The following is a 24791-nucleotide window of genomic DNA, read 5'->3' on the forward strand; positions in this document are numbered from 1 at the left end:
TTATGGATCTAACATTAAACGACTTCTTTTTATATATATCAATTCCTTTTATTAGTGGTTTTGTAGGGTGGTTTACAAACTGGGCTGCTATTAAGATGATGTTTTATCCCATTAAGTTTATGGGGATAAAACCATTTGGTTGGCAAGGTATTATCCCTGCCAAATCGACTAAAATTGCCTCAAAGTCTGTAGACTTGCTAACTGCTAAACTTATCCGTATTGAGGAGCAATTTGCAATGTTAGACCCTGATATCGTGAATATGGAAATGAAAGATTCCATAAATGCGGTTTCAAAAAAAACAGTAGACCTAGTGATGCAATCTGAAATCCCTTATATATGGGAGAAGATACCTGATGTCATCAAAGGAAAAATCTATGAAAACATAGAAAAAAGAATTCCTAAAGCCACTGAAAACGTATTGATCGACATTGGGGCCAATATTAGAGACATGCTTGATTTAAAAAAGCTCACTTTAGATACTGTCTCCACGCATCCAGCCTTGTTGAATACCATATTTATGAAATGTGGTAAAGATGAATTTAAGTTTATCGAAAGGTCTGGATTGTATTTCGGTTTTCTTTTTGGATTAATACAAATGGTAGTCGCCTATTTTTATAACCCATGGTGGCTGCTTCCCTGCTTTGGCTTACTTGTGGGCTATGCAACCAACTGGCTTGCTTTAAAATTAATTTTCGAACCCAAAGAACCTATCCACTTTTTAGGGATGCGTTTTCAAGGGCTTTTCTTGAAAAGACAAATTACTGTTGCAGAAGAGTATGCCACACTGATCACATCAGAAATTTTAACCACTGAAAGACTTTTTAGATATACCTTACAAAATACTGGAAAAAAGATCCTATCTGATATTTTTAGAAATAGGATTGGGCAAGTTGTGGATGAAGCGTATGAAGAAGTACATGAGTTTGTATCAAAATTTGCGGACAAAGAGATTACTGAGAAGCACCTCAACATCATTAAAAATATAGCTCACTTTACATTTATGGCTGAATTCCATATTTGCCTTAGAGATGCTTTCCCTTATGCAGACCGTGTTTTTGACCTCAAAAATAATATTCAAAAGAAAATTGAAGAACTCCCATACGAGGATTTTGAAGGTCTTTTGAGACCCGCTTTTCAAGAAGATGAATGGATACTGATTGTAGTAGGTGCAATTTTAGGCGGATGTGCCGGAATTTCTCAATATATCTTCCTTTTTCAGTAATTCTTTGAAAATCATTACATTATATTGATTAATTACAATTATTATATTGACATATTGTAAAATTTAGGTATAATTGTGCATTCTAAATAGATTATGAAAAGATTTTTACAGACAACATTTGTCTTAAATGCACTGCTTACCATCTCGTTAAACCTAAATGCCCAATGTATTACAGGAGACTGTAAAAACGGAGATGGGAAAATGATTTACAAAAATCAGGATACTTACGAAGGTCATTGGACCAATGGCTATCCTAATGGTAAAGGAACTTTTACTTTTGGTGAAAGTGTGTACGTGGGTGAATTCAAAAACGGCAACTTTGAAGGAAAAGGAAAGTTGACTTGGGCAAACGGAACAGTTTACCTTGGCGATTTTAAATCCAATGCTTTACATGGTGAAGGTGTAATGTTATGGGAAAATGGCAATCGCTATGAAGGGCACTTCTATCAAGATGCTATCCATGGTAAAGGTCAATTTGATTACTCTAACGGAGACCATTATCAAGGAAACTTTTATGATGGAAAAGCTGAGGGTTATGGTGTTTATACCTATAAAAACGGTGATATTTATACCGGAGAGTTTAAAAAAGGAAAGAAAAAAGGTCTTGGTATTATACAATACGTCAACGGTAATGTATTTAGTGGATCTTTCAAGAAAGACTTGAAAAATGGGAAAGGCACTCTTACCACTTCAGACTCCGTAATAATCGGGTATTGGGTAAATGGAGAACTCAACAAGATATTCGAGGAAAAAGAAATTAATCAAAAGCTTGAGAGTAAAAACTCTCGATAATTCTATAAACTACATGAAACAAAAAAGGCAAGTACTCAAGAGAACTTGTCTTTTTTAGTTTCATGCTTATAACAGTATTTACGGTTTATTTAAAAGCGTCTAATACTGGTAATGCTTGGTTTTTAAAATCAAACACGGCTTGATTCTCCCAAGGTGAAGCATCTGTAGCCTCAGGACCTTTCCAAGCAATCAACTCTCCTCCCCAATAACAAAACCCTTTGGTGACTCTTTTTTGCTCACTTATTGCTCTTATTTTAGAGATGAAATTTTTCTGTCCCTCTTCGGTAGATGGATATTCTGATGGTATAATTTGATCGTCAGATCCAATTATATTGTTGGTCCAATCATTCCATTCCAAAGTAAAAGGATAGGCTGTTTCTGCTACTAACACCTCTTTTTGATATTTTGTTGACAGGGCCTTTATTGTATTTTCTAAGTCAGTTAATGATTTACCATGCCATTTTGGGTAATAGGACAAACCAATATAATCGTAGTTCAATGATTTCATTTTATCAAAAAACCAATCCGCACCTTCATGACCTGCAAAATGCAACATGATCTTTGTGTCACTCTTCACCTCACGAGTAGCTTCTATACCTGATTGTAATAATGTGAGACATTGCGTCTCATTCGAATGTAAATTACCTTCAGGGTGAAGTAATCCATTATTAATTTCATTCCCGATTTGTATATAATCAGGTTGGACTTTCTGAACGACGTCTTTTGTGTATTGGTATACAGTAGTGTTTAGTTCCTCAAAACTTAAGTCTGCCCATGCTTTTGGTTTTTCCTGTTGACCAGGGTCGGCCCATGTATCAGAATAATGCACTGTCAACCAAATCTTGAAGCCTTTGCTTCTCAATTCATTGGAAAATGCAACAACCTCATCTAAACCGGAATGTTCATTAGCAGGGTTAACCCACAACCGAAGTCTAACAGCATTTACACCTTTCGCCTTCAAATGATCAAGGAATTCTACTTCTTCGCCATCATTATTGTAAAACTGATGATTGTAATTCTTGATTTCAGGAAATCTAGAAATATCTATCCCACGAATAAATTCATCTTTATCCTCTATTGGACCTTGTTCGCTCGTTGATGATTCACACGAAAAAAGTAAAAAGATGAAAAGCAGTAGTAATAATGGTGATTTTGTCATGTTGTCTAATGGATATAATAAAACCCTAGTATCTATTTAATACTAGGGCACAAAATTACGGTTTAATTAAATGAATCTTCAATTAAACATTAAAACTTTTCCTTATAAATATGACAGTAAGGTAGACCTGCAGTTTTCTCATAATAATCTTGGTGATATTCTTCGGCTTTCCAAAAAGTTAAACCTTCTGCGGGTGTCAGTTTTGTTACCACTTCATAACCCTTCGCTTTTAGTTGAGCAATAAGAAGAATGGCCTCTTCTTTTTGCTTTTCATCCATATAAAATATTTCTGTTCGGTACTGAGTTCCAATATCTGGACCTTGTCGATCCACTTGAGAAGGATCATGTGTTTCAAAAAATAATTTGGTTAGGGATTCAAAGCTAACTCGATCTGAATCATATACTACTTTTACAGCTTCCGCATGCCCTGTTGTTCCAGTACAAACCTCTTTATAAGTTGGATTATCTACTGTTCCACCAATGTATCCAACATCACAAGAGATCACGCCTTTCCATCTTAAAAAATAGAATTGTGTACCCCAGAAACAACCCGAAGCAAAAATGGCGGTTTTAGGATTCTTCACTTCATTACCTTCAAAATCTAGTGAGACAGAATTTACGCAGTGTCTCATATTCTTAGGCGTAAGTTGTTCACCTTCGAAAACATGTCCTAAATGACCATCACAATTTGAACAAAGGATTTCTACTCTTTGACCGTCTGCATCAGGTACTCTTTTAATAGCTCCTTCTATTTCATCATCAAAACTTGGCCATCCACAAGAGGATTCAAATTTATGTTCTGATTTAAATAAAGGTGATCCACATCTTTTGCAAGTATAGGTTCCCGGTTCAGAATGTAAATTATATTTGCCAGTATTGGGTCTTTCCGTTCCTTTATTGACAATAACCCATTCTTCAAAGGGTGTTAATTTTCTCATAGCTTGATGCTCTAGTTTTGGTGTAAAATCAAACGTCTATCAATAATATAACTATTAATCGTTGACAAGGTTATGAAGAAGGCTAAATGTTCTATTCACATCTCTCTTCGCTAAGATTAAAGTAAATTCATTGGTTGTAGAAATCACCTCAACAATATTGATCCCTTCCCAAGCGATTTTCTTCAATAAATAATAATAGATACCTGGAACGGATGTATTGTCTTGTGGTAGTCTCATGGTTAAAGAAGCAAGGTTTTCTTTTTTACTAATGATTTCTTCTCCTTCAAAAATGACGAGTAATTGATCCAGCATTTTTTTACTGGTCACAATATTGGTTTCGTAAACACCTTTTGAAGAAGCTTGAAAAACATCTTTCTCTCCTTGAATAGACCTTAATAATTCTTGTTGCTTTCCGATTAAAGAAGGTGAGTTTTTAAAAGTATAATCGACCAAGTCAGATCTTACAATTATTTCCCCCATTTTCTTCAAATAATTGAGAACTTCATGTTCAATATCCAACTTCGAAAGCTTAGGCCTCAAACGCTGAATGGCCATTACTACTCCACCAATCTGAACATCTTTCATCAATTTATCTTCCACTTCGGGCATAATCTGTCTGGCCAATCCTGTATAGTTGACAATGCCGTCCACAATAGCCTCTTCTAGAAACGGAGATTTGCGTACAATCTCTTCTACAGCCTCTGCAATTGTTATCATTTTCTAATATTTAAATCTTTAAAGTTATAAATATAACAACTTGTTACGAAAAGGTTTTCTTTTTATTGTAAATTTGAGCAATTAATAGATCTATTTATTTTTGTTCTCGTAAAATATAAAGAGAAACACCATCTAATTCATATAAATTTAAAAACATGGAAGCGTTTATTGGACAAGGTATTGCATTAGTGACACCATTCACATCAGAAAACACGATAGATTTTCCAGCTTTAAAGAAGCTTTTAGAGCATACTAAAGATGCGGACTATTGGGTAGTCAACGGAACTACTGCTGAAAGTGCAAATTTATCCAAGTCAGAAAAACGTGCTGTTTTAAATTTTGTAAAGTCAAACAACCCTACTGATAAGCCAATCATGTTTGGTATTGGTAGTAATAATACTGCTGAAGTAGTGGAGCAATTAACAACTTGGGACCTTTCTGGAGTTGATGCTATTTTATCAGTTTGTCCTTACTATGTGAAGCCTACGCAAGCAGGTATTGTGGCACATTATACGGCTATTGCTGATGCTTCTCCTCTTCCAGTACTTTTATACAATGTACCAGGTAGAACAGGTGTTAATATGACAGTAGAAACTATCGTTACACTTTCACAACACAAAAACATTTTTGGTGTGAAAGATGCCGGCGGAGACTTAGCACAAGCAATGCGTGTAATTAGCAGTACTGCTGATGATTTCCTTTATATTTCCGGAGATGATGCACTAACAGTACCGATCCTTGGTGTTGGTGGTAATGGTGTTATTACTGTATTAGGTAACGTTTTACCTCAGGAGTTTGGTTCAACAGTTAAGAATGCATTAAATGGTGATGTAAAATTAGCAACGAAGCAAATGTCTGAAATGTTAGACTTTACTGATGCATTATTTGAAGAAGGCAATCCTGTTGGAATCAAGTTAGCATTAGAAATTGCAGGAATCTGCGGTAAGAGAGTTAGACTTCCATTAGTAGAAGGTTCTGAAGATTTGGAACAAAAACTTTCTTCTATGTATGAAGCCATTAAGATTTCAAGTAGAAAATCAATTTTTGTATCAAATTTTGATGCAAAATATGCGATATAATTTACTAGCTCAATACTAGTAATTCAAAAATTACTCAATCACATCTATAGCACCTTTAACATTTTGTTGAGGTGTTTTTTTTGCCCCAAATTTCATCACAAAAAAAATCCCATAGTTAACGATTAACCATGGGATCTTTTGTTATAATGAAAAAGTCTAGCTGTTCTGCCAAACAATTTTTCTATTTCTGCTATCAATATTAAGAATGATTCTCAATGGGTTAGGAATCATCACCAATTTAGTTGGCTTTCTTTCTAGATCGTCAACCTCTACTGGTACGCCTTGACCGTGGTCACAATCAAATTGTGCTCCGACTTCATTCTCTCCTGTTTTTGTGTAACTCTGAGCAATATAGCTTAATGGAGATAATACATCAGTATCTACTGAAAAATCCTCATGGACGTCACCAATAATGTCTTCTAAAGTCTCCCCATGCTCGTCAATAAAGTCATCCTCTAAATCATGAAGTTCATCCTCAATATCATCATAAGACTCATCTTCATAAGATAATGCGTTTAACTGATTACGCTTCTCAATAATTTCAATTAGTGCTTTATCAATTGCAGTTGTATCCATGTATCTGATTAAATATAAAAATGTAAATGTATTACTTATTCGACGTTAAAGATAAAAGAATTATTTCGTCTATGAATTAAAAATAGGTAATAGTTTTTGTTAATACAAAGTAATGTTTGTGATAAAAAACTCTTTTTCAAATAGTTTCTAAAAGCCTATTATTATTAATAAGTTGAAATGAAAATTTAGTCTACAACTCCAAATCTTCCTTCTTTAAAACAATCTGTAAAGTATCAAAAGAAATTTGTCTCATATATACTTTTGATAAATCTATTCCAAGTTGCTGAATGATGTCTTCCTTATAGTTTTTAACCGTCACCAATTCCATTTGGTCTATGATCTCAATATTAAATTTATCTTGAAATAATTCTTCCAGCTTTTGTATTTTCTTAGGCTCATTGTTCGTACATATTGACAATGACAATGCACTATTTTTGATGAGATTTACCTTCATATTCATTTTTGAAAACTCGCTGAATACCAACCCTAAATCTCCCTTACTTACATTTAAGAAATCCTTTTCCTCAAATCGGATAAGCGTTTGATTTGATTTGAAAATAATGGAAGGCAAGGAAGGTGAAGTTTCAAAATCACCAATCACTGTCCCTTTTGCTTCAGGGTTTAAGAAGCTGTTGACGTGTAAAGGTATATTTTTAAGTGCTAGAGGACGAATTGTTTTAGGGTGAATCACCGATGCTCCGTAATAAGTTAACTCAGCAGCATACTTGTAAGGTAATTTATAAAAAAGTGTCACATCCTCTACTCTTCTTGGATCGCTACTCATGATGCCTGGAACATCTTTCCAAATACAAACGTTTTCAGCATTCAAACAGTAACCAAAAATTGCTGCCGTAAAGTCAGATCCTTCTCTCCCTAGTGTTGTTGTCTTATTGTTAATCGTCCCGCCAATAAAACCTTGTGTCACTACTACGTTTTCCTCAATAAGTTTTGGAACATCAGCCTTCATCATCCGTTCTGTCCAAGTCCAATCCACGTTACCTTCTCTCCAATTATCATCCGTTTGAATGTAGATTCTTGCATCCAGAAATTGAGTAGGTATTTTCTCTTGATTGAGATAAGCAGACACGATGTGAGTCGACAGCAACTCCCCATAACAAACGGTTTGATCATATAATTCCTCTTCGGAAAAATAGCGAAGGTTCAACTTCCCTTCTAGATCAATAATTAGTTTTTCAATTTGCTGAAAAATATTGGCTTGAGGGTTTTGAAACAGTTCTTTTGCAATAGTCAGGTGAAAATTTTTCAATTCATCTATATGATGCTCAAAAGGCTCACCTTTGATGACATCCAGAACTATCTTTTCAATTAGGTTTGTGGTTTTACCCATGGCAGAGACGACCACCACTAGATTCTTCTGTTCAGAATATTGCCCAATGATCTTTTGGACATTTCTGACAGCATCAGCGCTTTTAACGGAGGCTCCTCCAAACTTAAATACACGCATTTGTTTGAGGTAAGAGGTAAGAGGTAAGAGGTAAGAATTGATCTACTCGATTCTTCCCCATACCTCTTTCCTAATATTACAATTTAATTTTCTCGATGGCTGCTTTTGGATCTTCAGCCCCAAAAACATAGCTTCCTGCTACTAAAACTGTAGCACCTGCCTCTTTCAACTTCGCTGCATTGGAAGCATCAACACCTCCGTCAATCTGAATTAAAACCTCTGCTCCAGCTTCATCGATCATGTCTTTCAAATCTCTTACTTTTTGGTAAGTTGTTGGAATGAATTTTTGACCTCCAAAACCAGGGTTAACTGACATGATACATACATAATCAATTTCATGCAATAAGTATCTCAAGCAGTCAATAGAAGTATGAGGATTAAGTGCTACTCCAGCCTTTAACCCTAACTCTTTGATTTTTTGAATTGTACGGTGTAAATGAGGACAAGCTTCTGCATGTACTGAAATCATATCAGCTCCTGCTTTCTTAAAATCCTCAAGGTAACGATCAGGTTGTTCAATCATCAAGTGAACATCCATAGGCTTTTTAGCATGCTTGCTAATGGCTGCACATACTGGCAATCCAAAAGAAATGTTAGGAACAAACATTCCATCCATAATGTCAATGTGAAACCAATCCGCTTGGCTTTCATTAAGCATTTCAGCATCTCTCTGCAAATTTGCAAAGTCTGCTGCCAATACTGAAGGTGCAATTAGTGTTTTCATAGCGAAAACCAAAATTTAGTTTAAAATATTTTAAATCAATCTATTACAAGATAATTTTAAACCGTGACTACAAAAAGTCAGGGTTGATTGATCACCTTATTAAGCAACATTTTTTCTTTTGTTACTATCTAAGGTTCTAAAATTATCTTTATGCTTTCCCAAGTTTCCTGTTTCAATACTAGAAACTCTGTGCATCAAACCAGACATTACAAAAGAATCTTTTTGAGCTTGGTTTTTTATATCTCTAATCTCACTTGATAATTTATTATCAAGTTTGACAATCATATCTTTCAAAGCTTCTAAAGTAATTTCTTTCTTTGGTGGGGTTGGTGGCTCTGGTGGTAAGTCTTCCATGTTTTTAAACATAGGTTCCATCCCAGTAAAAAGCCAATTCCAATTTATAAGTGGTCTGCCCTCTTTGCCGTCAAAGTCTTTTGAAATTTGTACCAGCAAGTTTTTAGGGGGAGTTTCACAAAAACGGTAGTTTTGAACAGAGGTATGGCTAACCCCCATTCTTTCAGCTAGTTTCTTAATATTTCCCCTTTCATCAAGCTTGTAAAGCTCAATAATTCTATCAGCTATATTCTCCATGAACGAAATATTTTATTTTATAATTTAATTTTACAAAAGTTTTTCTTGCTTTGAAATTTTTTCTTTCATACGTTTGTATTAAGAAAAGGTTTCATATCCACAAATATACAACTTTTTCTTTCATTCAAAAAGAAAGCCTTCAGTAATGCGACTTACTAAAGGCTTTAAAGATGTTTTTTTAATCTTAATTCAATTACAAATGAAACATTTAAAAACAACAATTGCAATCCTGTCAGTGATATTTATCACCTCACAAAATGTATTTCCTGTAAATCCTATTAAGGCAGGGTTTGAAAAGGAAAAAGAAACTATTCAAATGTGTGATTTCACTTTTGAACAAATCTCTTATGTCATTGAACTAAGAGAAGTTCATAATTATTACCCAGTGCAAATCCCTGAATATGATGCAAACAATGTAATAACCTGGTATTCTCTTTCTAAAAAGTATGACACTGATTTGTGTACACTCCTACTCCTTAACGATGTGGCAAAGCCAAATGAATTAAAGGCAGGGCAAATTGTTTTAATTCCTAACAACAAATAGATATGACTAAACCACAAAGGATATGCAATAATGAGTTTATCATTATTGAAATTAAGCACAGAATATTAGAGATGTGGAAAATGGGTTATTCAATCTCTGAGACTGCCGATGTATTACAATTAAGTAAATCTTCAATCGATAAATACAGAAAGAATATTAAAGATGAAATGGAGTTTGAAACAAATCTTATGTTTCATAAAAGTTTTGCTCAATGTACTATCACCTACTCTGATTATGTAATTGAACAAATTAAGCGATAAACCTATGAGTGATATAAAAACAATCATTGATGTACAATTCAATGAATTAAAATCTTTCACGGTTACTTATTCGAGCTTCAGACCTTTATTTCAATTCCACTTTCAAAAAGGCTGCGGTTGGTCGATATGGATCGGTAAAATATTAATTGATTACACACATTTTCCTTTTTAATCATGAGAATCTTAAAGTCTATTACCATACCAGATAACCTTACCACAATTGAGGAATATAAAATTGTGAGTGAGGAATTATTAAAAGCTTACCTCAAAGAACATAAAAGAATCACTGACGGGAAAAGTGATACTCTTATACAATCACCAGAACAATATGCATTCATTGTCGAAAAGAAACATGATAGAGCTTATGAGGTGAAAGAATGCCCTTGCTGTGGTAAGTCATTTTCGATGAAAGATCGTCGTTCACTCTGGCATAATTACGGTTGGGCTCCAAAGCAAATCCATTTCTGTTCTATTGAATGCAGACACAATCTTATTGTGCAAGCTGGTGAAGGACGAATTTCTTTCACTAAGAAAAATATCAAATTCACCCCTTTCATAAGATAATTAGCTATGGACGTAAGAATTATTGAAACAGTAAATAATATTAAGATACTGGTCGAAGCTGTTACAATGAGTGATTTAGACCGCAAAGAGGCTACATTAATACAAAGTGCTCTAGTTGATCATATTATTACAATGACAACCGTTCAAAAATTGGAATTGGTTTCATCTTGTAAGTTTCCAGAAATCATTGAAAAACTTCAAAAAGTCACTTTGGAAGATGAATTACAAAAAAAGAATTTCAATAATTCATTAGGCTTTTTCATTGGTTACATAAAGGATTGTAATGAAGCAATGAAAGAACTTTATGGGCAAATAGTAAAAGAAAGAAACCATCAAAATAAATAACCTCATGATAAACATTGAATTAAGCAATAATGAAGTTGCTTACCTGTTGACATTACTTAGTAAAGAGAAGAAAGAACTTCAAGGAGAATTTGAACACCTTGAAAAGTTTGAAGGTACAGAAGAGTACAACGAAATGAAAAGCGAAATTGAATCTGAAGCAAGGGACCATCAAAGTATTAGCACAAAAATACAAACGGGTATTGCAAAGAAGTCTTTTTCTAAAAATTACAAATAAAAAAAGCCCTGTAACGCATTACAAGGCCTGTTCAATTATTGCGAATTCAAAAAAATTCTCTTGAATATGATAAAGGTAACAAAATTTTCAGATATAATATTTTTAATCATCGGTTTTTCTGCGTCGGCATGGTCGGCGTATTGGTCGCAAATCTTTTTTGCTTCATTAGTACCAGTCGTTTATTCTTGGATCATTGCTGTATTTGTTTTTGGTGTTGCAGGGCACGCATTAAGCAAACAAGCCATTCAGGAATTTATTGAAGATAAAAATTATACTTCCCCTGCCCTGCTTATGTTCTTGATCATTCTTGGCTCTGGGGTATACATTGACTTTAATGGTATTGATATTCACACCGAAAAAGCTGAAGTGAGTATTATTGAAAATCACTATGATAGTTTAGTCAATGTCAAGCAAGTTTATATTACTTCCCTACTCGAACAGAAAAAGAAAAATTCAGATTGGAGTATTGGAAAAGTCAACTGGGCCAAGCAAGCACAATTTGAAAATGTGAAGGCTGAATTAAAAACGGCTAGATCTGAACTGGATGCTTTAAAATCTGAAGCAAAAACAGAAATAAAGAAAGCTGCTAACAAAGCAAACAAGAAAAGTGAAAGTCTTTCTGGTGGTGTTCTTATTGCTTATCTACTTCTCATTCTTTCTAACTATGGGTTGGTTGATTCACAAAGAAAATCTAAGAATGAATCATTGATTAATACAAATAATAAAATCAATGAATTACCCACCAATCCCACGCCACCAACGGACAAAAAGAAAAAGCCAACTGTTGGATATGTTGATGATGATCATAATGATTCTAGCTTTGATTATAATATTGATACAATTGTCGGTAATCAGCCCTTAAATGTGATTAATCAACGAAAATCAACGCAATCAGCAACTTTGAAGGTTACTGTAAATAAAGATTTCAAAGCTGAAAGATTGATCAAAGAATATCCAGAAACAACCAATCTGATTAAGCAAGGTCAATCAATTAGAAAGTCAATGCAATTGGCAGGGGAAATGTGCAAATTTCACAATGCACAAAAAATTGCAAGTTATTTAAAGCACAAACAACAAACAGCATAAAAACAACTAAACAAGTCTAACATGTATTCTGAAACAATTGAAATGAAGGAAGGGTTTGATTACTCTTTGAGAAATAGAACAGATAAGGAGATTGAATTCAAAGATTCCCAGTACTGGAGTAAAATTTACTCTGGTATTGAGAAGCTTTGTAACAGGAAATTTAAAGAGTTCTATTTATCAAAATCAGAAAAAGACATTCTGATTAAATTAGTGAAGATTGTAAAACACAAATGTGTAAGAGTCTTTAACAGCTCCTTGGCTAAAGCCGTTTGCGTTTCCGTTAGGACCGTATCAAATACAATCAAAAAGCTGAATCAATTGAATCTGATTCAATCACACATCAAGTATAATAATTTCCGTGAGGTAGTGATTGATTATGAAAAGTTAGAAAAGGTTCTCCCCACATTTGCCGAGGTGGAAAAGAAAATGATTAAGGAAAAGAAGAAAGAACACAAAAGCACTTTTGAACTTAACAACACTATTTCTGGCATACTAAATACGAATAAAGAAGGTATTGAAGAATTTCAAAAACTATTTGATGAACTTTCAAGGGTTAGAAAATCTATTGTCCTGAAGCAAGACGAAAAGGTAGAACATGAAAGAACTGTTGAAGAAAAAGAAGCTCACATGGCTAATATCATTGAACAGTCTTCAAAAGTCATACTTTCAACATTCAATAGACATAAAGGGGAATTCTCCGATTATCATTTGATGACAAATATCTTTAAGACTGTAATCAAACAAGGTCATTACAACTTGAAAGACTATTACCCAACTATTTACAAGTCAAAAAAGTAAGACATCTTTTGTCTTAATGTGTATCATAATTAATACCCAGTAGGGTAAAAACTTCAACTATTAAATTTTTAAAAATGATCGAAATTATAACAAGGTTCGAGGAGTACGATACTGCCCAAACAATCGTGAAAAAAGATGAATTGGTAAAGGAAATTGAAAACCAAGAAATGTATGAGGATCGAAAAAAGAAGTATGACAAACACCTCAATTCCAAAATCAAGCATTTCAAAGACAAAGTACATGAGGTTAGCCACAATTTGAGGGCTGGCGGTGAAGAGGTAAAGCATGAATGTGTAATGCTTATTGATCCTTATCTACAAAGGATTATATACGTGAATGCTAATGGTTTAGAGATCAAAACCAGACCTTTGAAGGATGAGGAAAAACAGTTATCTTTGACTAACGACTACGACGTAAATAATTACGTAGATAAAGAAGGATGCTACGACACTGCAAAGCTTTTAAGGTTATTCCCAATAAAAAAAGATAAAAATGAGTAAATCAAAATTCACGGTTGGAATTGCAGACAAAAAAACTCTTGTCTGCAATTACACTGGCTTCTGGTCATGGTATAAAGCAATGGAATACTACAACAAAAATAAGTGGTCCAATCAATGTTCTATCAGTTGGACAAATGGTAAAGAAATAGAAACTAATATTTATGGCAAAGCGATCTGATATAGAACACAAGATACAATGTGCTTGCGTGCGTTGGTTCCGTCTTTCTTACCCTGCCTTAAAAAACTCTCTTTTTGCTGTACCTAACGGTGGTGCTAGGGATGCTGTAACAGGGCGTAAACTGAAAGATGAAGGAGTATTGGCGGGGGTTCCAGACCTTATGTTGATTTATAAGGGCAAACCTTATCCTTTTGAATTGAAAACACCTGTTGGTACTCTTTCAGCAACCCAAAAAGCTGTTCATGATGACTGGAATAAACAAGGTGTAGATACTGTAATCATAAGGTCAATCGATGACTTTATAAAAGAAGTAAAGCAAATCATAAAAACTAACAATTAGATAATATGATCAAAAAATATTTTCCTTAAAAATAGTTTGCTTTAAATACAAAAAGGCACGGTGAATTTCACCCTGCCTTTTTTTTATTACAAACTTCTCAACTAAAATTATAATTCGTCTATTTGTTTTTCAATATCACTTTCAATAATGCTTAAATCGTTTTTAACACATTGAGCAATCAATTCTTTCGTAACAGGCGTTTTGAAACTAATGATATTAGCACCTTCAATTTTTAAAGTCACTGCAAAAAATAGCTTGCCTTGTTGGTCTTCTTCAAGTTTATAGGATTTTACTTGAATACCTTTTTCAAGGTCCGCTTTTAATGTTGTGATTGTATTTTTGTTTGATTGAAATTCTTTTGCACAATCAATTCTTTTTGCTTCTGAATTTACTTGATCTTCAGTTGCTATTATTTGATTTAATTTATTTTCCATAATTCACTTTATGTTAAATCAGGGTTATTTAAACCTAATGATGTCATTGTCCATCCATTCGCTTCTAATTGAGAAATTTTTGAAGCAAATTCATCATGTACATTACCTTGACTAAGATCTAGCAAATTATCATTACCCGATCTAACACCAAGGGCAATAAGCTCATCTAAGAATTGATGTTTACGTGTCCAACCACCATCCCAGTTACTTGCCTGCCAATTCCAACGATTTCTAAAAATTTTTAAATGCTGGAAATCTGAAAATGAAAACTCTTTCGCGTCAAATTCATTGTAGCTTCCATCCCAAAAAAGCTGTTTTATATTACTTTGAGAAGCATTTTTCCCTCTACTTAGTCCATTAATGTAGAAGTTTAAAAGATTCGGCTTATCGCCAAAATCAAATTCCTCATTTTCAGACGTTAATCGGTAATTATCTGCAAACCTTAGCCATATTGCAGATGCTTGCGTTTGTAAATTAGCGTTTATTACTTTATGTCCTCTATTTTGCCACCAACCCCTTGTGTCAACTCTTTTCATTTGACCGGCTGTTGGTAATACTACATTGAATGGACCGCCACCGACAGAGGGTGTTACGAGCTCTTGAAGTTGATTACATCTTGAAAAATCACCGTCTTTTGTTGTAGTTACTTCTAATAGTGAAGCGGGATATGTATAACCCGAATTACCACCACTAGAACTTACAACGCCACAATTAAGAAGGTTAATATTTTTCTGAGCATTAAAAAAATTCAGAATGAGTGGATTTTTATACTTGTTGATAACATTCTCAACATTACTTGTGTCTCCATCTTCATCTTGTGAATAATCACCTGTAACGCCCAATTGTTGAAGATTTGGATAAGTAATATTCTTGAAAGAACACTTCTCATAAGAGTAATCTATTGTTGCTCTCCAAGGGTTGCTTATTCGATATACTGACGAATTGATAGATGCTATTGCATACCAAATGTTTTGATTGTCATCAGATACGGGATAACGATTATTATTTTGAGCTTCATTACCATTTTCATCATACACTCTAGGAGGATAATGTGAGCCTATACCTGTAAATTGAGTGTAATATTTACATAAAAAATCAGCATGAATTATGTTCATCCCTTTTTCTTCAATCAATCTCCATTTTAAAAGTGAAATATCTAAACCAACTTGATTTGTATGATCAAAAGCATCTATACTCATTGTAATCACACCTTGATAGTTCAAAAACTCATTATATAATTCATTGAAATCAAAATGAGGATTATTCTTTAGTACGATTTTTACTGTTGATGATAGAATCAAGTCTTCTGACAAGATCCTAGTTAATAAACTTGAACTTAGTTCTATAACTGATAACCCCAATAAATCATTAGTTACATTAGCATACCAACACTCCAATACATCACCCGTTTTAACATCAAATGAATTAGGGTTTATATCTCCATAAGTAATATTAGAAATAGGCTCACCGTTTAAAGTATACAGCAAAGAACCCTCCGCCGTCAAAACTCCTGAAGGTTGGATTATTCTTGAACCCTCAATAGTTGCAGTTAATAACTTATTAGATACAACGCTCACCGTCCAACCTTTAGCATTAAGCGAAGTAATTGCACTATGTTCAAGGGTTCCAGATTCAAGCATTAAAGGATCGTCAATTGTTCCAACATCAAGAACACTTGAACGACTTGTTGTCATTATTGAATTAAATGCTAGAATGAATGTTGAAAACTTTGTTGCATCAACAAAAGAATTCATTACTGATAAAGTACCAGTATCAAACTGCTCGTCAATTGTTATAATTTCATCAAAGGCATTCCCTTCTAAATCTGCATTGGTAAGTTTTACCCATGCTGAAAAATCATAAATACCAATTAAACCGCAATTCACTGCGGTTAATTCCGTATAATCAGCAAGGGTTTTACCATTCGTGTCATACATGTTTATGATCAATGGTTTTTCTCTGCTTGCTGCTGCTTCATAAGGCATTGAAAGCGGGTTGCCGTCTTGGTCCAAGAAATACACATCAGTACCGACTCCAGTTGCATTAATATTTATGATTCCTGTTTTTGCTGAAGTAAATGTATAAAGGGGCTCTGGTACAACTTTCCCCTGCTTGAAATTGGCTATACCTTTTAGACCTACATTGTATTTTATAGTTTTGCTTTCATCTCCTTCATCTACTACCGTACAACGTGCATCTACCTGTATAAATCTATCGCCTATACTGGTTCCGTTTGTGATTCGTATTGTTTTTACAGTTTTGTTCTTAGCCCACTCCACAAAATCAAAAAGAGTATCTTCATTGTATCTGCCAAGGCCGTTTAAATTAATATCAACATTCAAAGCATCAATTTGATGATGTTCGTTAATATCATTGTGTCTGTTGGCTTTTAAAGGAACTTCATTGGAGGGCTGTTCTGTTTTCCATTTTACAGAAGTACACGAACCAATACTTACACCATTAATGTAAATTTTGTTTTTTTTCCAAACTATCGCTTTCATATTAATTCCAGTCTAAATCCCCAGTTACTCTTAGTGTTGCTGAAAATGTTGAATAACCTTTTACTTCAGATGTCAATTGATAATTAGTACAATAACATTCACCTACAATTGTACTGTACCCCTCTGATTGCTCAAATGCTGAAGCAAAATTCATAAGAGTTCTGTTTTTTAATGCGTTGAAAAGTTTCTTATCAGGATTTTTTGCGGTTAAACCAGTACATGTGATGAAATGCGAAACTGTATCAATGATAAACTGTGCACTTCCGTAAAAAGTGGAAAGCACTTCAATTTCCTTTGCTTGTGAATTCAACGTCATTGAATCTTGGTTTGCTAACTCTTCACCATCCAATGACAAGATTATAAATTTTCCTTCGTGTAATTCTGTCATTTTTAAGATTCAATTATATCTAAAAATTCCCCTGAGCAATACCCCGATTCATGATTAACACTTAATCGTGTTGGGAATAATCGAAGAGAACTTTTTGTAAATTCATTATTAATATCGAGGTCATGAAAACCTTTAAATTTTATTGTGTGCTTGTTTGAATTGGTGAACTCATTATACTTTGTGAGAATGTCGCTTTCATAATCTTTTTCATCCTCTGTGTACAAAAATCCTTTGTAATGAACCCCGTGTTTTCCTGCAACAAAATGAGCATATTTTTCAATCTCCTTTCTTTTTGTGTCATTGATTGCAGGAAATGAAACACCCCTTTTTATTTTTGATTGTATTCCGTTTTCAACTATTTCAAGCTTACAACCTGTTATAGCTTTTTCAAAATCAGTTAGATTCAAAAAGTAACTTCCTGAAGTGAGAATAACATAATAATAACCGTTTTCTTCAGCTCCGTAATCTATCGGTTTATGAAATGCTATTTCTTGTGAAAAGTCCATGCTTTTAAATTCACCCGCAATAAAATCTTCACCTCTGTTTAAAGCGGTGTACATTTCACCTGTATATCGCTGATTTTCATCTACTGTCAAGAATCCTTCATTGAAGTAATCTCCACCAGTTGCAGAAGAAAAGAATAAATAGGTCCAACTTCCATCACTATTTAATCTATAGTGTTTTGAAACTTCAGAAATGTAGTAAATACCAAACTTTACACCGTATTCAGCATCGTAGTTAGTAAGTAACATTTCCTGTACATAATTAACGCTCAATTTAAAAAGCCCTGAATACTTACCCCCTTCTTTAGTAGTCCATGAAACCCCAGTGTCAAATATCCATGAAGCACTTAAATTATTATCAACAATCATTTTTGTTTTAACGGCTCCACTTTCTTCATAAACTCTAATATTCCAACTTGGGAAAAAACCACTGCTAAAAGCACAATTCACATCACCGTTAAAAAGTAGATTTTCATTATAATTATCTTGGGTTGTCACATTATATCCATTGTTCAGAAAGCTTTCAGAATTATAGTTTGTTATTAACCCGTCAAGATCATATGATGATAACTTTGTATAATCATTGCAGAAATCTACAATATGAATCACATCACCCCTTAAAAAACATGTTGCCCGCAAACCCTTCATAATATCTTTCAAAGCTTCAGTGATTGACATATTCTGATCGCAATACTGTTTTATATCAATACCAATACTCGTGTCATCAACATACTTATCAGTTCTTATTTTTACATTGATGTGCTTTTGCATATCATTTACAGAATCAACGATACCCACATCTTTCAACATGTAAAACAAAAAATAATAGATTAAATAGTATCTGCCCTTACAAATAAAAGTGCCCTGATAAGGTACAAGCTTATCATACCTTATGATTTTTGTATTATTCAGTAGTTCAAATAAATCAGCAAAAATAAACCTCACTTTATCGATATACCCTCTTTCAATATTAATGTCTTTTGGATCCAAAAAACCACGAAAGATAACAACACCGTCTTTTTTGTGAGTTACTTTCAAATCTTTCTGTTCAGCTAAATAAGGAAGTATTATTGAAATGTTTCTACCATGAATAGTGACCTCAAATGAGGACCGTATTAAATCAGAATAAGGGTAATAAACATCATCTGAAGAATAGGTTGTTCTAGCTCCTCCCTTTGCTAATACCATATCTTGACCAGATAACACAAAACCTGTTATTTCTATCTGGTATTGGCTTGAACCTCTTTCGTAATTAATTACCATGTTGAAGTACCTAAAGTTCTGTTTTCTCTTTCCTCTGCCTTTTTTACAACTCTGTATAAATCCGTATCACTAACGGGTTGAAAATCGATACCGTTATTAGAACCCGTATTCCCAAGAACTGACGTAATACGGTTGATAGGTAATGACATTTCTCTTTGACCTCCTTCGGCTTTTCTGTACACACTATTTTCACCAGAAATACCACCACTGGCAAAAGAGTCTATTTGTCCAGAAAACCCGCTAAACATTCCTTGAACAACTCCAATACCTGTTCCTGCGGTAATCAGCCCGAAAAGACCTTTTGACGCTATTTCTTTTGCCGCTAAACCTGCCATTGCTTGTGTTGCATAGTTTGCAATCAGATCAAGTATTATTTTCGCAACACTTTTGAAGAACGATTTAAAACCTTCCTCACCTTTCCCAAGATTATCAATCATTGATTTACCCATTGCAGAAAATGAGTTTAAAGTTGACTCTTCCAATTTCTGCACCTGTGCTTCTAACTTTTGAAGGTTCTTTAATTGTTCCTCTGTCAATTTCTCTGGAACAAACAATGCAACTTTGTCGGGGGCTTCAAGACTAGGTAAATTCATTTGAGAATAAGAAGGAGATAAAGAACCTCCACTTTCACCACCTTCGGGGCGTTCTGCTACTGGTGAACCTCCATTGAATAAATTTCTATTGAAATCTGCTAACAATGATTTCAATTTTGTTTCAACACCTCCAAACAGATAATCAAAAGAATTATCTACACTATCAGCCATGTTTACCAAAACATCATCAAAAGTCAAATCTCCAATGTCCTGAAGGGCTGTATGCACTTGTTTTAATTCTTCTCCTAATGCTTTTTGTTGGTTTTCGTCAAACACTCTTATTTGAGGGCCACCAATAACACTCGATAGTTTATTGATCTTTTGAAAGAAACTGTCTAACGCTCTTAATATGTTTGATTCCCATAATAAGAACTCAAATTCTATTTCTAAAAGGGTCTTTCTTATAAAATTACCAATGACAGAAAAAGAGTCTATTACTGATTTTGCAATAATACCAACACTTGTTCCTAAGATTGTAAACGAACTAACTAAAGCCATCATTGAACCTGCCGCCGTAACTAATAAACCGCTTAATGTTGAGAATGCACCTGTTAATACGCTGATTCCTGCCAAAAATTGAGGTAAGAAAGTGATCATACCAGAAATAGCCAATAGTAGCGGCCCCATTAATGCGGTAACTCCTGCAATGATAGAACCCCATTTTAAAATGACTGGATTAAGCTTTGATATTTGTTTGATCAAACCACTAACATTGTTGAGAAGTGAAGTTGCAAACTCAGTAAGGCCACTATTCGCCACAATCAATTGAAATTCTTGGAAAGCAGATTGCATACTTTTCCAAGCTCTTTCCAATGGAGAAAGAGAACCTGTTGCAACTTTGTTGGCTATACCTCCAACGTTTTCAAGCTCTGTTGCAAACTTTGAATATTCATCCGCCGACTTAAGAAGTACTGTTGCACTGCTTGAAGCTTCACGGCCAAAGATTCTAAAAATATCGGTTGTTGTTGCTCCTTTATTCTGAAGATCTTGAAAGATCCCTATCAACCCTTTTGACTTAACGGCGTTCTCTCCAAACTCAACCCCTAATTTTTCTAAAGCCGCCGCCGCTTCTTTTGGTGGGTCGATCAATCTTGAAATAATGGTTCTCAGTCCTGTTCCTGCTTGACTTCCCTTAATTGCATTGTTCCCTAGAATACCCGCCGCCGCACTCATTTCTTCAATGCTCAATCCTGCTGAAGTTGCCACGGGTGCAACATATTTCATTGTTTCATAAAGGGTTTCTAACGAGGTGTTTGTTTTGGTGAATGTACCTACTAACACATCATTAACATCGTTTATCTCACTAGCCGATTTTCCAAAGCCCGTTAAAATATCGCTGGCAATGTCAGAAGCTCTTGCAAGGTCTGTCGCTCCTGCTGTTGCTAAATCAAGAACACCCGCTACACTGTCAAATTGTTGTTGTGCGTTAAATCCTGCTTGTGCCAAGTAACCCATTGCTTGTGCTACTTCTTTTGCTGAATAAACAGTACTGCCACCAAGTTCACGGGCTTTTGCGGTCAATGATTCTAAGTCTTTACCAGTAGCAGCAGACAAAACACCTACACGTGACATAGCCGTATCAAATTCCGCTGCCGCTTTTGCTGTATCTGCCGCAAAAGCAACAATTGGAACACTTAAAGCCAATGTCATTTTTTCGCCTGTCTCTTTGATGTCACGAGTCATCCGTTCCATCCTGCGAGACAATCTTTGCATTGACCTTTCAAAGTCTTTTAGATTTGCTCCTACACGAACAACTAATTTACCCCCTGCCATGTTCTTTTAAATGTTTTTCTTTTATGTCTTTCGGTAAGTAACCCTTTTCAATCAGTCGGTTTACGTCCTCTTCGTTGGTCTTTTTGAATGCCAATAGTTCACCCTCTAAATAAAGTAATGCTCTGAATTCGTCTTCATCAAAACCTTTGCTTTCCCCTTGATCACTTTCAACATCATCTTTAGTGTAATAATCATGTCGTGGTGTGGGTGCAAAATCAGAAAGTGCAAAAGGTGAAGGTTGTTTCTTTTCGTCTCTATTAGAATTTGCTAGTATAAAAGCAGAAAGGGCAAAAGTACGGTTTTCTTCTTCTCTCAGTAATTCTGATTCGTGAACAATTGCGGTATACTCTGCCCAATTCATTTTAAAAAGAAACTCCTTTTTCTTTATTCCGTATCTGGCTCTTGCTTTTGCAATGATACTGATCCAGATGTCTTCTTCAATTTTTTTTTACCTTCCTTGTTTTCCTTTACTTGAGATTGCAAAACATGGTCATGATCCATGATTGACTTACCAGCTTCAGAAAAAAGCTTTTGTATTGTCATCATGTCTTGATCTTGCAACCACAAAATAAAGTCTTCCTTTTTGTAGGTCCTTTGTGAAAAATACATGTAGTTCTCAATCATTTCATTTGAAAAAGAACCGTCATCAGTCATGTTGATTTCAATTTCTGTACCCTCTTCTTTCGCCTCAATTGCTTTCTGTTTGCCTTGGTCAATCATTGCTTGCATCAAAGCCCAGTTGTTGAAGCGGAAAGCAACCCCGCCAAATGTTGAAGTTGCTTTCTTTGGTTTGTATCTTTTACCCATTTATTTTTAAAGATTAAGTGGCTGAATAAGTAACTCGTGTAAGAGTGTCTTTTTCGCCGTTTAATGTGAATGAATTTTCAGACTTGGAAGAAACATTGTTTGTTTCTGAAAGCTCGCCTACTTTACCGTAACCCTCCCAGATCTTTTCACCGTCTTCAAAAACCCCTTGCTGAATTTTGATTCTTGTATCTGCAATCATCAATTCAAACAGTTTTTCTTTTCCTGTCAAATTTGCGTTTACATCTGTAAACTGCATTGCAGAAAGGTCCAATGAAAAAGGAACACCCGTCAATGTTTGTTCATTTGAATCTTTTGTTTCTGTATCGTCATACTCTGGTGTAACATTAATATTATCTTCAGTAGTATATCCGATCGTCAACCAATTTGTACCGTCATCCTCCGAAACACGAGTACGGTATTTTTTACCTGAATCCGTTGGCATATTAAATTATTTTAAATGTGATAACTTTTGCATATGTCTGTACCTCTTCTAAATATTCATCATCTATTGAGGTAATGTTCATTATAGTTTGTACCCAATCATCCAAAGCGGTCAATACTTTATCCGATAATGTTCTAGCATTTTTATAATTATCTTCAAAACAATAGATTGTCAAATCTGCTGAATCATCAATATAACTGCCTTTTATAGCTGTTGGGGTGTTTTTGACATGGACTACTATTGCAGGACATTTTTTCAACTGAGGTCGAATAAAATCATATACCCTGCCATTGGTCCAACTATTGACTTCTGAATTGTCTTTAAGCTTTGTTACTACATCTTCAGCGTAAATCATAAACTCTTAAATTCTCCGTCTATATATTTCTTTAATTGTGTAATCATCTTGTCAACTGCTTGTCCTCCTTTCGTCTGGAAAGCCCTGCCAAGGAATTGAATACCTTTGATACCTTTTACTTTCCTTGCAAAGACCTTTTCAAGATCCCAAGTGAAAGCCATTAGTTTTTTTGATTTGGGTTTGTGTTCTTTGGTTCCTAGTTCCCAAAGATGTTGAAGTGGGTTAGCTTTACCTTTTACACTAACTTTTGCAGTACTTGATTCTATAGTACTTCTTAAAACAGTAACCTTTAAACCTTTTGCCAGTGAAGGAACATAAGGTTCTACATTTTTCTTTGCTTCTCTGGCTATTACATTGGCTGAATCTCTTAGAATCTTTCGTTCTAATCTATCCCTTGCAGAATAAGGAACCTTAGCCCAAAACTTCTTTAACTGTTTAGCTCCTTGAAGGTCTGTCTCAATCTTCATAGTTACTGTCGTTTGTATCGGCTGTAATCACCTCATACTTACGGAAAGGGTCTTTATAGTGTCCAACTATAACAAAGTAACCACCGTTATATAAAACTCTCATATCGGCTGTTATTTGTCTGTCAAACATATAATCAATAATGAAGTCCGTCACAAAGAAAGAAACCGTTTGCCCCTCTTGCTGACTTTCATTGACACGTTTCGGTTTCACTTTTGCCCAACGGTCAGCAAACTTTACCCAGTTGTCAACCTCCCTGCCGTTTTCATCAATTGAATTTTCTTTTTTCTCAATCGTAATAAAACAGTTTCTTTCACCAATTTTATTCATACTCTATGAATGGTAATCGTAAATTATCTATAAGGTTTTGCCAATGTGCTGAAGGTGGATTTTCACGGTCTAAATGCATTTGAACAACTAATGACTTCATAACCTTCAAAGCTTTTGCAGGAATAGAACTGGCATTATAACCCACCGTTACAGTAATGTTTAATTCGCTGAATTCTGTTCGGTCGTAATCATCAAAAGAAAGTAATACCCTGCCATCAACAATGCTTTGTGAATAAGTCGGGTCAAATGTTGAATCATCATTGTTTGTAACTGTACAGCTATCAATTGAAATCAAAGGAGAATCAACAATCAAGAATTCATAAACAGCATCATATAATTTATATTGTACTATTTGGTTCCTGAATGTTTGGCCCGTAAAATCTTTCAACATCTCTTCAGCAACTTCAATATTTTCACCTATTAAATCATCTTCATAGGTTTCATCCTCCATCAAACGCAATTCTTTTTTGCATTTTTCAACGGTCAATATTGAAGTACCACCACTAAGAATTATTCTTTGCATACTCAATCATTTTTTCAAGCTTTTCAATAGTACGAACACGGGTATCTTTACCAGTAATGCTTTCGTATTCGTCTTGTAATTGCTTGATGATTTCTTTTTCTGAATCTTCTTGGTTTTGCTCCTCTTCTTCTTTTTGATCTTCAAGAAACTCTGACTGAGCAATTTCTTTTGTAACTACTCCTTCGGTGTCCTCTGCATATCCAAGACGAATAAAAGATTTACCTTCTTTTTCAGAAACAGTATGAACAGAACCGTATTTAAACGGCCCTGTTAACTGTTTTAATATTCTAATCTCCATGA

The 24791-nt window shown here is 34.5% G+C and carries 34 protein-coding genes; 14 read left to right on the plus strand and 20 right to left on the minus strand.

The window, feature by feature from the left end:
* The first annotated feature begins 2 nt into the window (after nt 1-2).
* On the plus strand, nt 3-1223 hold the full coding sequence (locus PL77_RS00510; RefSeq protein ID WP_044200606.1) for a DUF445 domain-containing protein: 1221 nt from the start codon (nt 3-5) through the stop codon (nt 1221-1223).
* Between the two features lie 93 nt (nt 1224-1316).
* Nucleotides 1317-2015 (plus strand): MORN repeat-containing protein, encoded by a 699-nt coding sequence (locus tag PL77_RS00515; RefSeq protein WP_052444058.1) that lies wholly within the window; start codon nt 1317-1319, stop codon nt 2013-2015.
* 85 nt (nt 2016-2100) lie between these two features.
* On the opposite strand, the gene PL77_RS00520 is transcribed toward PL77_RS00515, so the two are convergent.
* From PL77_RS00520 to PL77_RS00530, 3 genes are all read right to left on the minus strand, one after another.
* Nucleotides 2101-3174, minus strand: a complete 1074-nt coding sequence (locus tag PL77_RS00520; protein ID WP_044200608.1) for a glycosyl hydrolase 53 family protein — start codon at nt 3172-3174, stop codon at nt 2101-2103.
* A gap of 89 nt (nt 3175-3263) precedes the next feature.
* A complete protein-coding gene (locus PL77_RS00525; RefSeq protein ID WP_044200610.1) occupies nt 3264-4112 on the minus strand; it encodes a bifunctional methionine sulfoxide reductase B/A protein in 849 nt (282 codons plus the stop codon).
* Between the two features lie 54 nt (nt 4113-4166).
* Complete coding sequence (locus PL77_RS00530; RefSeq protein ID WP_044200612.1) at nt 4167-4829, minus strand: hypothetical protein; 663 nt, start codon at nt 4827-4829, stop codon at nt 4167-4169.
* Between the two features lie 155 nt (nt 4830-4984).
* Here PL77_RS00530 and dapA point away from each other — a divergent pair, with 155 nt between their 5' ends.
* Nucleotides 4985-5908 carry a 4-hydroxy-tetrahydrodipicolinate synthase gene (dapA, locus tag PL77_RS00535; protein WP_044200614.1) on the plus strand — a complete coding sequence of 308 codons (924 nt, stop codon included), beginning with the start codon at nt 4985-4987 and terminating at the stop codon, nt 5906-5908.
* 156 nt (nt 5909-6064) lie between these two features.
* Here dapA and PL77_RS00540 read toward each other — a convergent pair whose 3' ends face one another.
* The 4 genes from PL77_RS00540 to PL77_RS00555 all read right to left on the minus strand — a co-directional run bounded on the left by PL77_RS00540 (nt 6065) and on the right by PL77_RS00555 (nt 9264).
* Nucleotides 6065-6484, minus strand: a complete 420-nt coding sequence (locus tag PL77_RS00540) for a hypothetical protein (RefSeq protein WP_044200616.1) — start codon at nt 6482-6484, stop codon at nt 6065-6067.
* A 190-nt stretch (nt 6485-6674) separates the two neighbouring features.
* A complete protein-coding gene (locus tag PL77_RS00545; protein ID WP_044200618.1) occupies nt 6675-7949 on the minus strand; it encodes an aspartate kinase in 1275 nt (424 codons plus the stop codon).
* Nucleotides 7950-8025: 76 nt separating this feature from the next.
* Nucleotides 8026-8673 (minus strand): ribulose-phosphate 3-epimerase, encoded by a 648-nt coding sequence (gene rpe, locus PL77_RS00550; protein ID WP_044200620.1) that lies wholly within the window; start codon nt 8671-8673, stop codon nt 8026-8028.
* Nucleotides 8674-8772: 99 nt separating this feature from the next.
* Complete coding sequence (locus PL77_RS00555) at nt 8773-9264, minus strand: hypothetical protein (protein WP_044200622.1); 492 nt, start codon at nt 9262-9264, stop codon at nt 8773-8775.
* Between the two features lie 199 nt (nt 9265-9463).
* On the opposite strand from PL77_RS00555, the gene PL77_RS00560 reads away from it, so the two are divergent.
* The 11 genes from PL77_RS00560 to PL77_RS00605 all read left to right on the plus strand — a co-directional run bounded on the left by PL77_RS00560 (nt 9464) and on the right by PL77_RS00605 (nt 14114).
* Nucleotides 9464-9808, plus strand: a complete 345-nt coding sequence (locus PL77_RS00560) for a LysM peptidoglycan-binding domain-containing protein (protein WP_156152195.1) — start codon at nt 9464-9466, stop codon at nt 9806-9808.
* Between the two features lie 2 nt (nt 9809-9810).
* Nucleotides 9811-10068: a hypothetical protein gene (locus PL77_RS00565; protein ID WP_044200626.1), complete on the plus strand. Its 258-nt coding sequence runs from the start codon at nt 9811-9813 to the stop codon at nt 10066-10068.
* A gap of 4 nt (nt 10069-10072) precedes the next feature.
* Nucleotides 10073-10240 (plus strand): hypothetical protein, encoded by a 168-nt coding sequence (locus PL77_RS31675; RefSeq protein WP_156152196.1) that lies wholly within the window; start codon nt 10073-10075, stop codon nt 10238-10240.
* Between the two features lie 2 nt (nt 10241-10242).
* On the plus strand, nt 10243-10632 hold the full coding sequence (locus tag PL77_RS00570; RefSeq protein ID WP_044200628.1) for a hypothetical protein: 390 nt from the start codon (nt 10243-10245) through the stop codon (nt 10630-10632).
* Nucleotides 10633-10638: 6 nt separating this feature from the next.
* A complete protein-coding gene (locus tag PL77_RS00575) occupies nt 10639-10977 on the plus strand; it encodes a hypothetical protein (protein ID WP_044200630.1) in 339 nt (112 codons plus the stop codon).
* A 4-nt stretch (nt 10978-10981) separates the two neighbouring features.
* The gene (locus PL77_RS00580; protein WP_044200631.1) at nt 10982-11212 is read left to right on the plus strand and encodes a hypothetical protein; all 231 of its coding nucleotides are present in this window, start codon (nt 10982-10984) and stop codon (nt 11210-11212) included.
* Between the two features lie 66 nt (nt 11213-11278).
* The gene (locus PL77_RS00585) at nt 11279-12298 is read left to right on the plus strand and encodes a hypothetical protein (RefSeq protein ID WP_044200633.1); all 1020 of its coding nucleotides are present in this window, start codon (nt 11279-11281) and stop codon (nt 12296-12298) included.
* A 21-nt stretch (nt 12299-12319) separates the two neighbouring features.
* The gene (locus PL77_RS00590) at nt 12320-13096 is read left to right on the plus strand and encodes a hypothetical protein (RefSeq protein WP_044200636.1); all 777 of its coding nucleotides are present in this window, start codon (nt 12320-12322) and stop codon (nt 13094-13096) included.
* Between the two features lie 74 nt (nt 13097-13170).
* Complete coding sequence (locus PL77_RS00595) at nt 13171-13596, plus strand: hypothetical protein (protein WP_044200637.1); 426 nt, start codon at nt 13171-13173, stop codon at nt 13594-13596.
* A complete protein-coding gene (locus tag PL77_RS00600; protein WP_044200639.1) occupies nt 13589-13774 on the plus strand; it encodes a hypothetical protein in 186 nt (61 codons plus the stop codon). Before PL77_RS00595 ends, PL77_RS00600 begins: the two co-directional genes overlap by 8 nt.
* Nucleotides 13758-14114 (plus strand): hypothetical protein, encoded by a 357-nt coding sequence (locus PL77_RS00605; protein WP_044200640.1) that lies wholly within the window; start codon nt 13758-13760, stop codon nt 14112-14114. Before PL77_RS00600 ends, PL77_RS00605 begins: the two co-directional genes overlap by 17 nt.
* Before the next feature lie 107 nt (nt 14115-14221).
* On the opposite strand, the gene PL77_RS00610 is transcribed toward PL77_RS00605, so the two are convergent.
* Genes PL77_RS00610 through PL77_RS00670 form a run of 13 tightly spaced genes read right to left on the minus strand, consistent with a single transcriptional unit; the run spans nt 14222 to nt 24789 of the window.
* Complete coding sequence (locus tag PL77_RS00610; RefSeq protein WP_044200642.1) at nt 14222-14548, minus strand: hypothetical protein; 327 nt, start codon at nt 14546-14548, stop codon at nt 14222-14224.
* Nucleotides 14549-14556: 8 nt separating this feature from the next.
* Nucleotides 14557-17049, minus strand: a complete 2493-nt coding sequence (locus PL77_RS00615; RefSeq protein ID WP_044200644.1) for a hypothetical protein — start codon at nt 17047-17049, stop codon at nt 14557-14559.
* 1 nt (nt 17050) lies between these two features.
* Nucleotides 17051-17437, minus strand: a complete 387-nt coding sequence (locus tag PL77_RS00620; RefSeq protein ID WP_044200646.1) for a hypothetical protein — start codon at nt 17435-17437, stop codon at nt 17051-17053.
* 2 nt (nt 17438-17439) lie between these two features.
* Nucleotides 17440-19203 (minus strand): hypothetical protein, encoded by a 1764-nt coding sequence (locus PL77_RS00625; RefSeq protein WP_044200649.1) that lies wholly within the window; start codon nt 19201-19203, stop codon nt 17440-17442.
* On the minus strand, nt 19197-21569 hold the full coding sequence (locus tag PL77_RS30055; protein ID WP_052444059.1) for a phage tail tape measure protein: 2373 nt from the start codon (nt 21567-21569) through the stop codon (nt 19197-19199). The genes PL77_RS00625 and PL77_RS30055 overlap by 7 nt, the downstream gene beginning before the upstream one ends.
* Nucleotides 21556-21930: a hypothetical protein gene (locus tag PL77_RS00635; RefSeq protein WP_044200651.1), complete on the minus strand. Its 375-nt coding sequence runs from the start codon at nt 21928-21930 to the stop codon at nt 21556-21558. The genes PL77_RS30055 and PL77_RS00635 overlap by 14 nt, the downstream gene beginning before the upstream one ends.
* A 23-nt stretch (nt 21931-21953) precedes the next feature.
* The gene (locus PL77_RS00640) at nt 21954-22376 is read right to left on the minus strand and encodes a hypothetical protein (protein WP_044200652.1); all 423 of its coding nucleotides are present in this window, start codon (nt 22374-22376) and stop codon (nt 21954-21956) included.
* A gap of 13 nt (nt 22377-22389) precedes the next feature.
* Entirely contained in the window at nt 22390-22818 is a 429-nt protein-coding gene (locus tag PL77_RS00645; RefSeq protein ID WP_044200654.1) for a hypothetical protein, read from the minus strand.
* A gap of 1 nt (nt 22819) precedes the next feature.
* Nucleotides 22820-23173 carry a DUF3168 domain-containing protein gene (locus PL77_RS00650; protein WP_044200656.1) on the minus strand — a complete coding sequence of 118 codons (354 nt, stop codon included), beginning with the start codon at nt 23171-23173 and terminating at the stop codon, nt 22820-22822.
* On the minus strand, nt 23170-23640 hold the full coding sequence (locus tag PL77_RS00655) for a hypothetical protein (RefSeq protein WP_044200658.1): 471 nt from the start codon (nt 23638-23640) through the stop codon (nt 23170-23172). Before PL77_RS00655 ends, PL77_RS00650 begins: the two co-directional genes overlap by 4 nt.
* Nucleotides 23630-23968, minus strand: a complete 339-nt coding sequence (locus PL77_RS00660; RefSeq protein WP_044200659.1) for a phage head closure protein — start codon at nt 23966-23968, stop codon at nt 23630-23632. Before PL77_RS00660 ends, PL77_RS00655 begins: the two co-directional genes overlap by 11 nt.
* On the minus strand, nt 23961-24491 hold the full coding sequence (locus tag PL77_RS00665) for a hypothetical protein (protein WP_044200661.1): 531 nt from the start codon (nt 24489-24491) through the stop codon (nt 23961-23963). Before PL77_RS00665 ends, PL77_RS00660 begins: the two co-directional genes overlap by 8 nt.
* Nucleotides 24472-24789, minus strand: coding sequence for a hypothetical protein (locus PL77_RS00670; protein ID WP_044200663.1), 318 nt, complete (start codon nt 24787-24789; stop codon nt 24472-24474). Before PL77_RS00670 ends, PL77_RS00665 begins: the two co-directional genes overlap by 20 nt.
* Nucleotides 24790-24791: the final 2 nt, after the last annotated feature.

It is taken from the genome of Flammeovirga sp. OC4 (assembly GCF_000812565.1).
Classification (GTDB): domain Bacteria; phylum Bacteroidota; class Bacteroidia; order Cytophagales; family Flammeovirgaceae; genus Flammeovirga.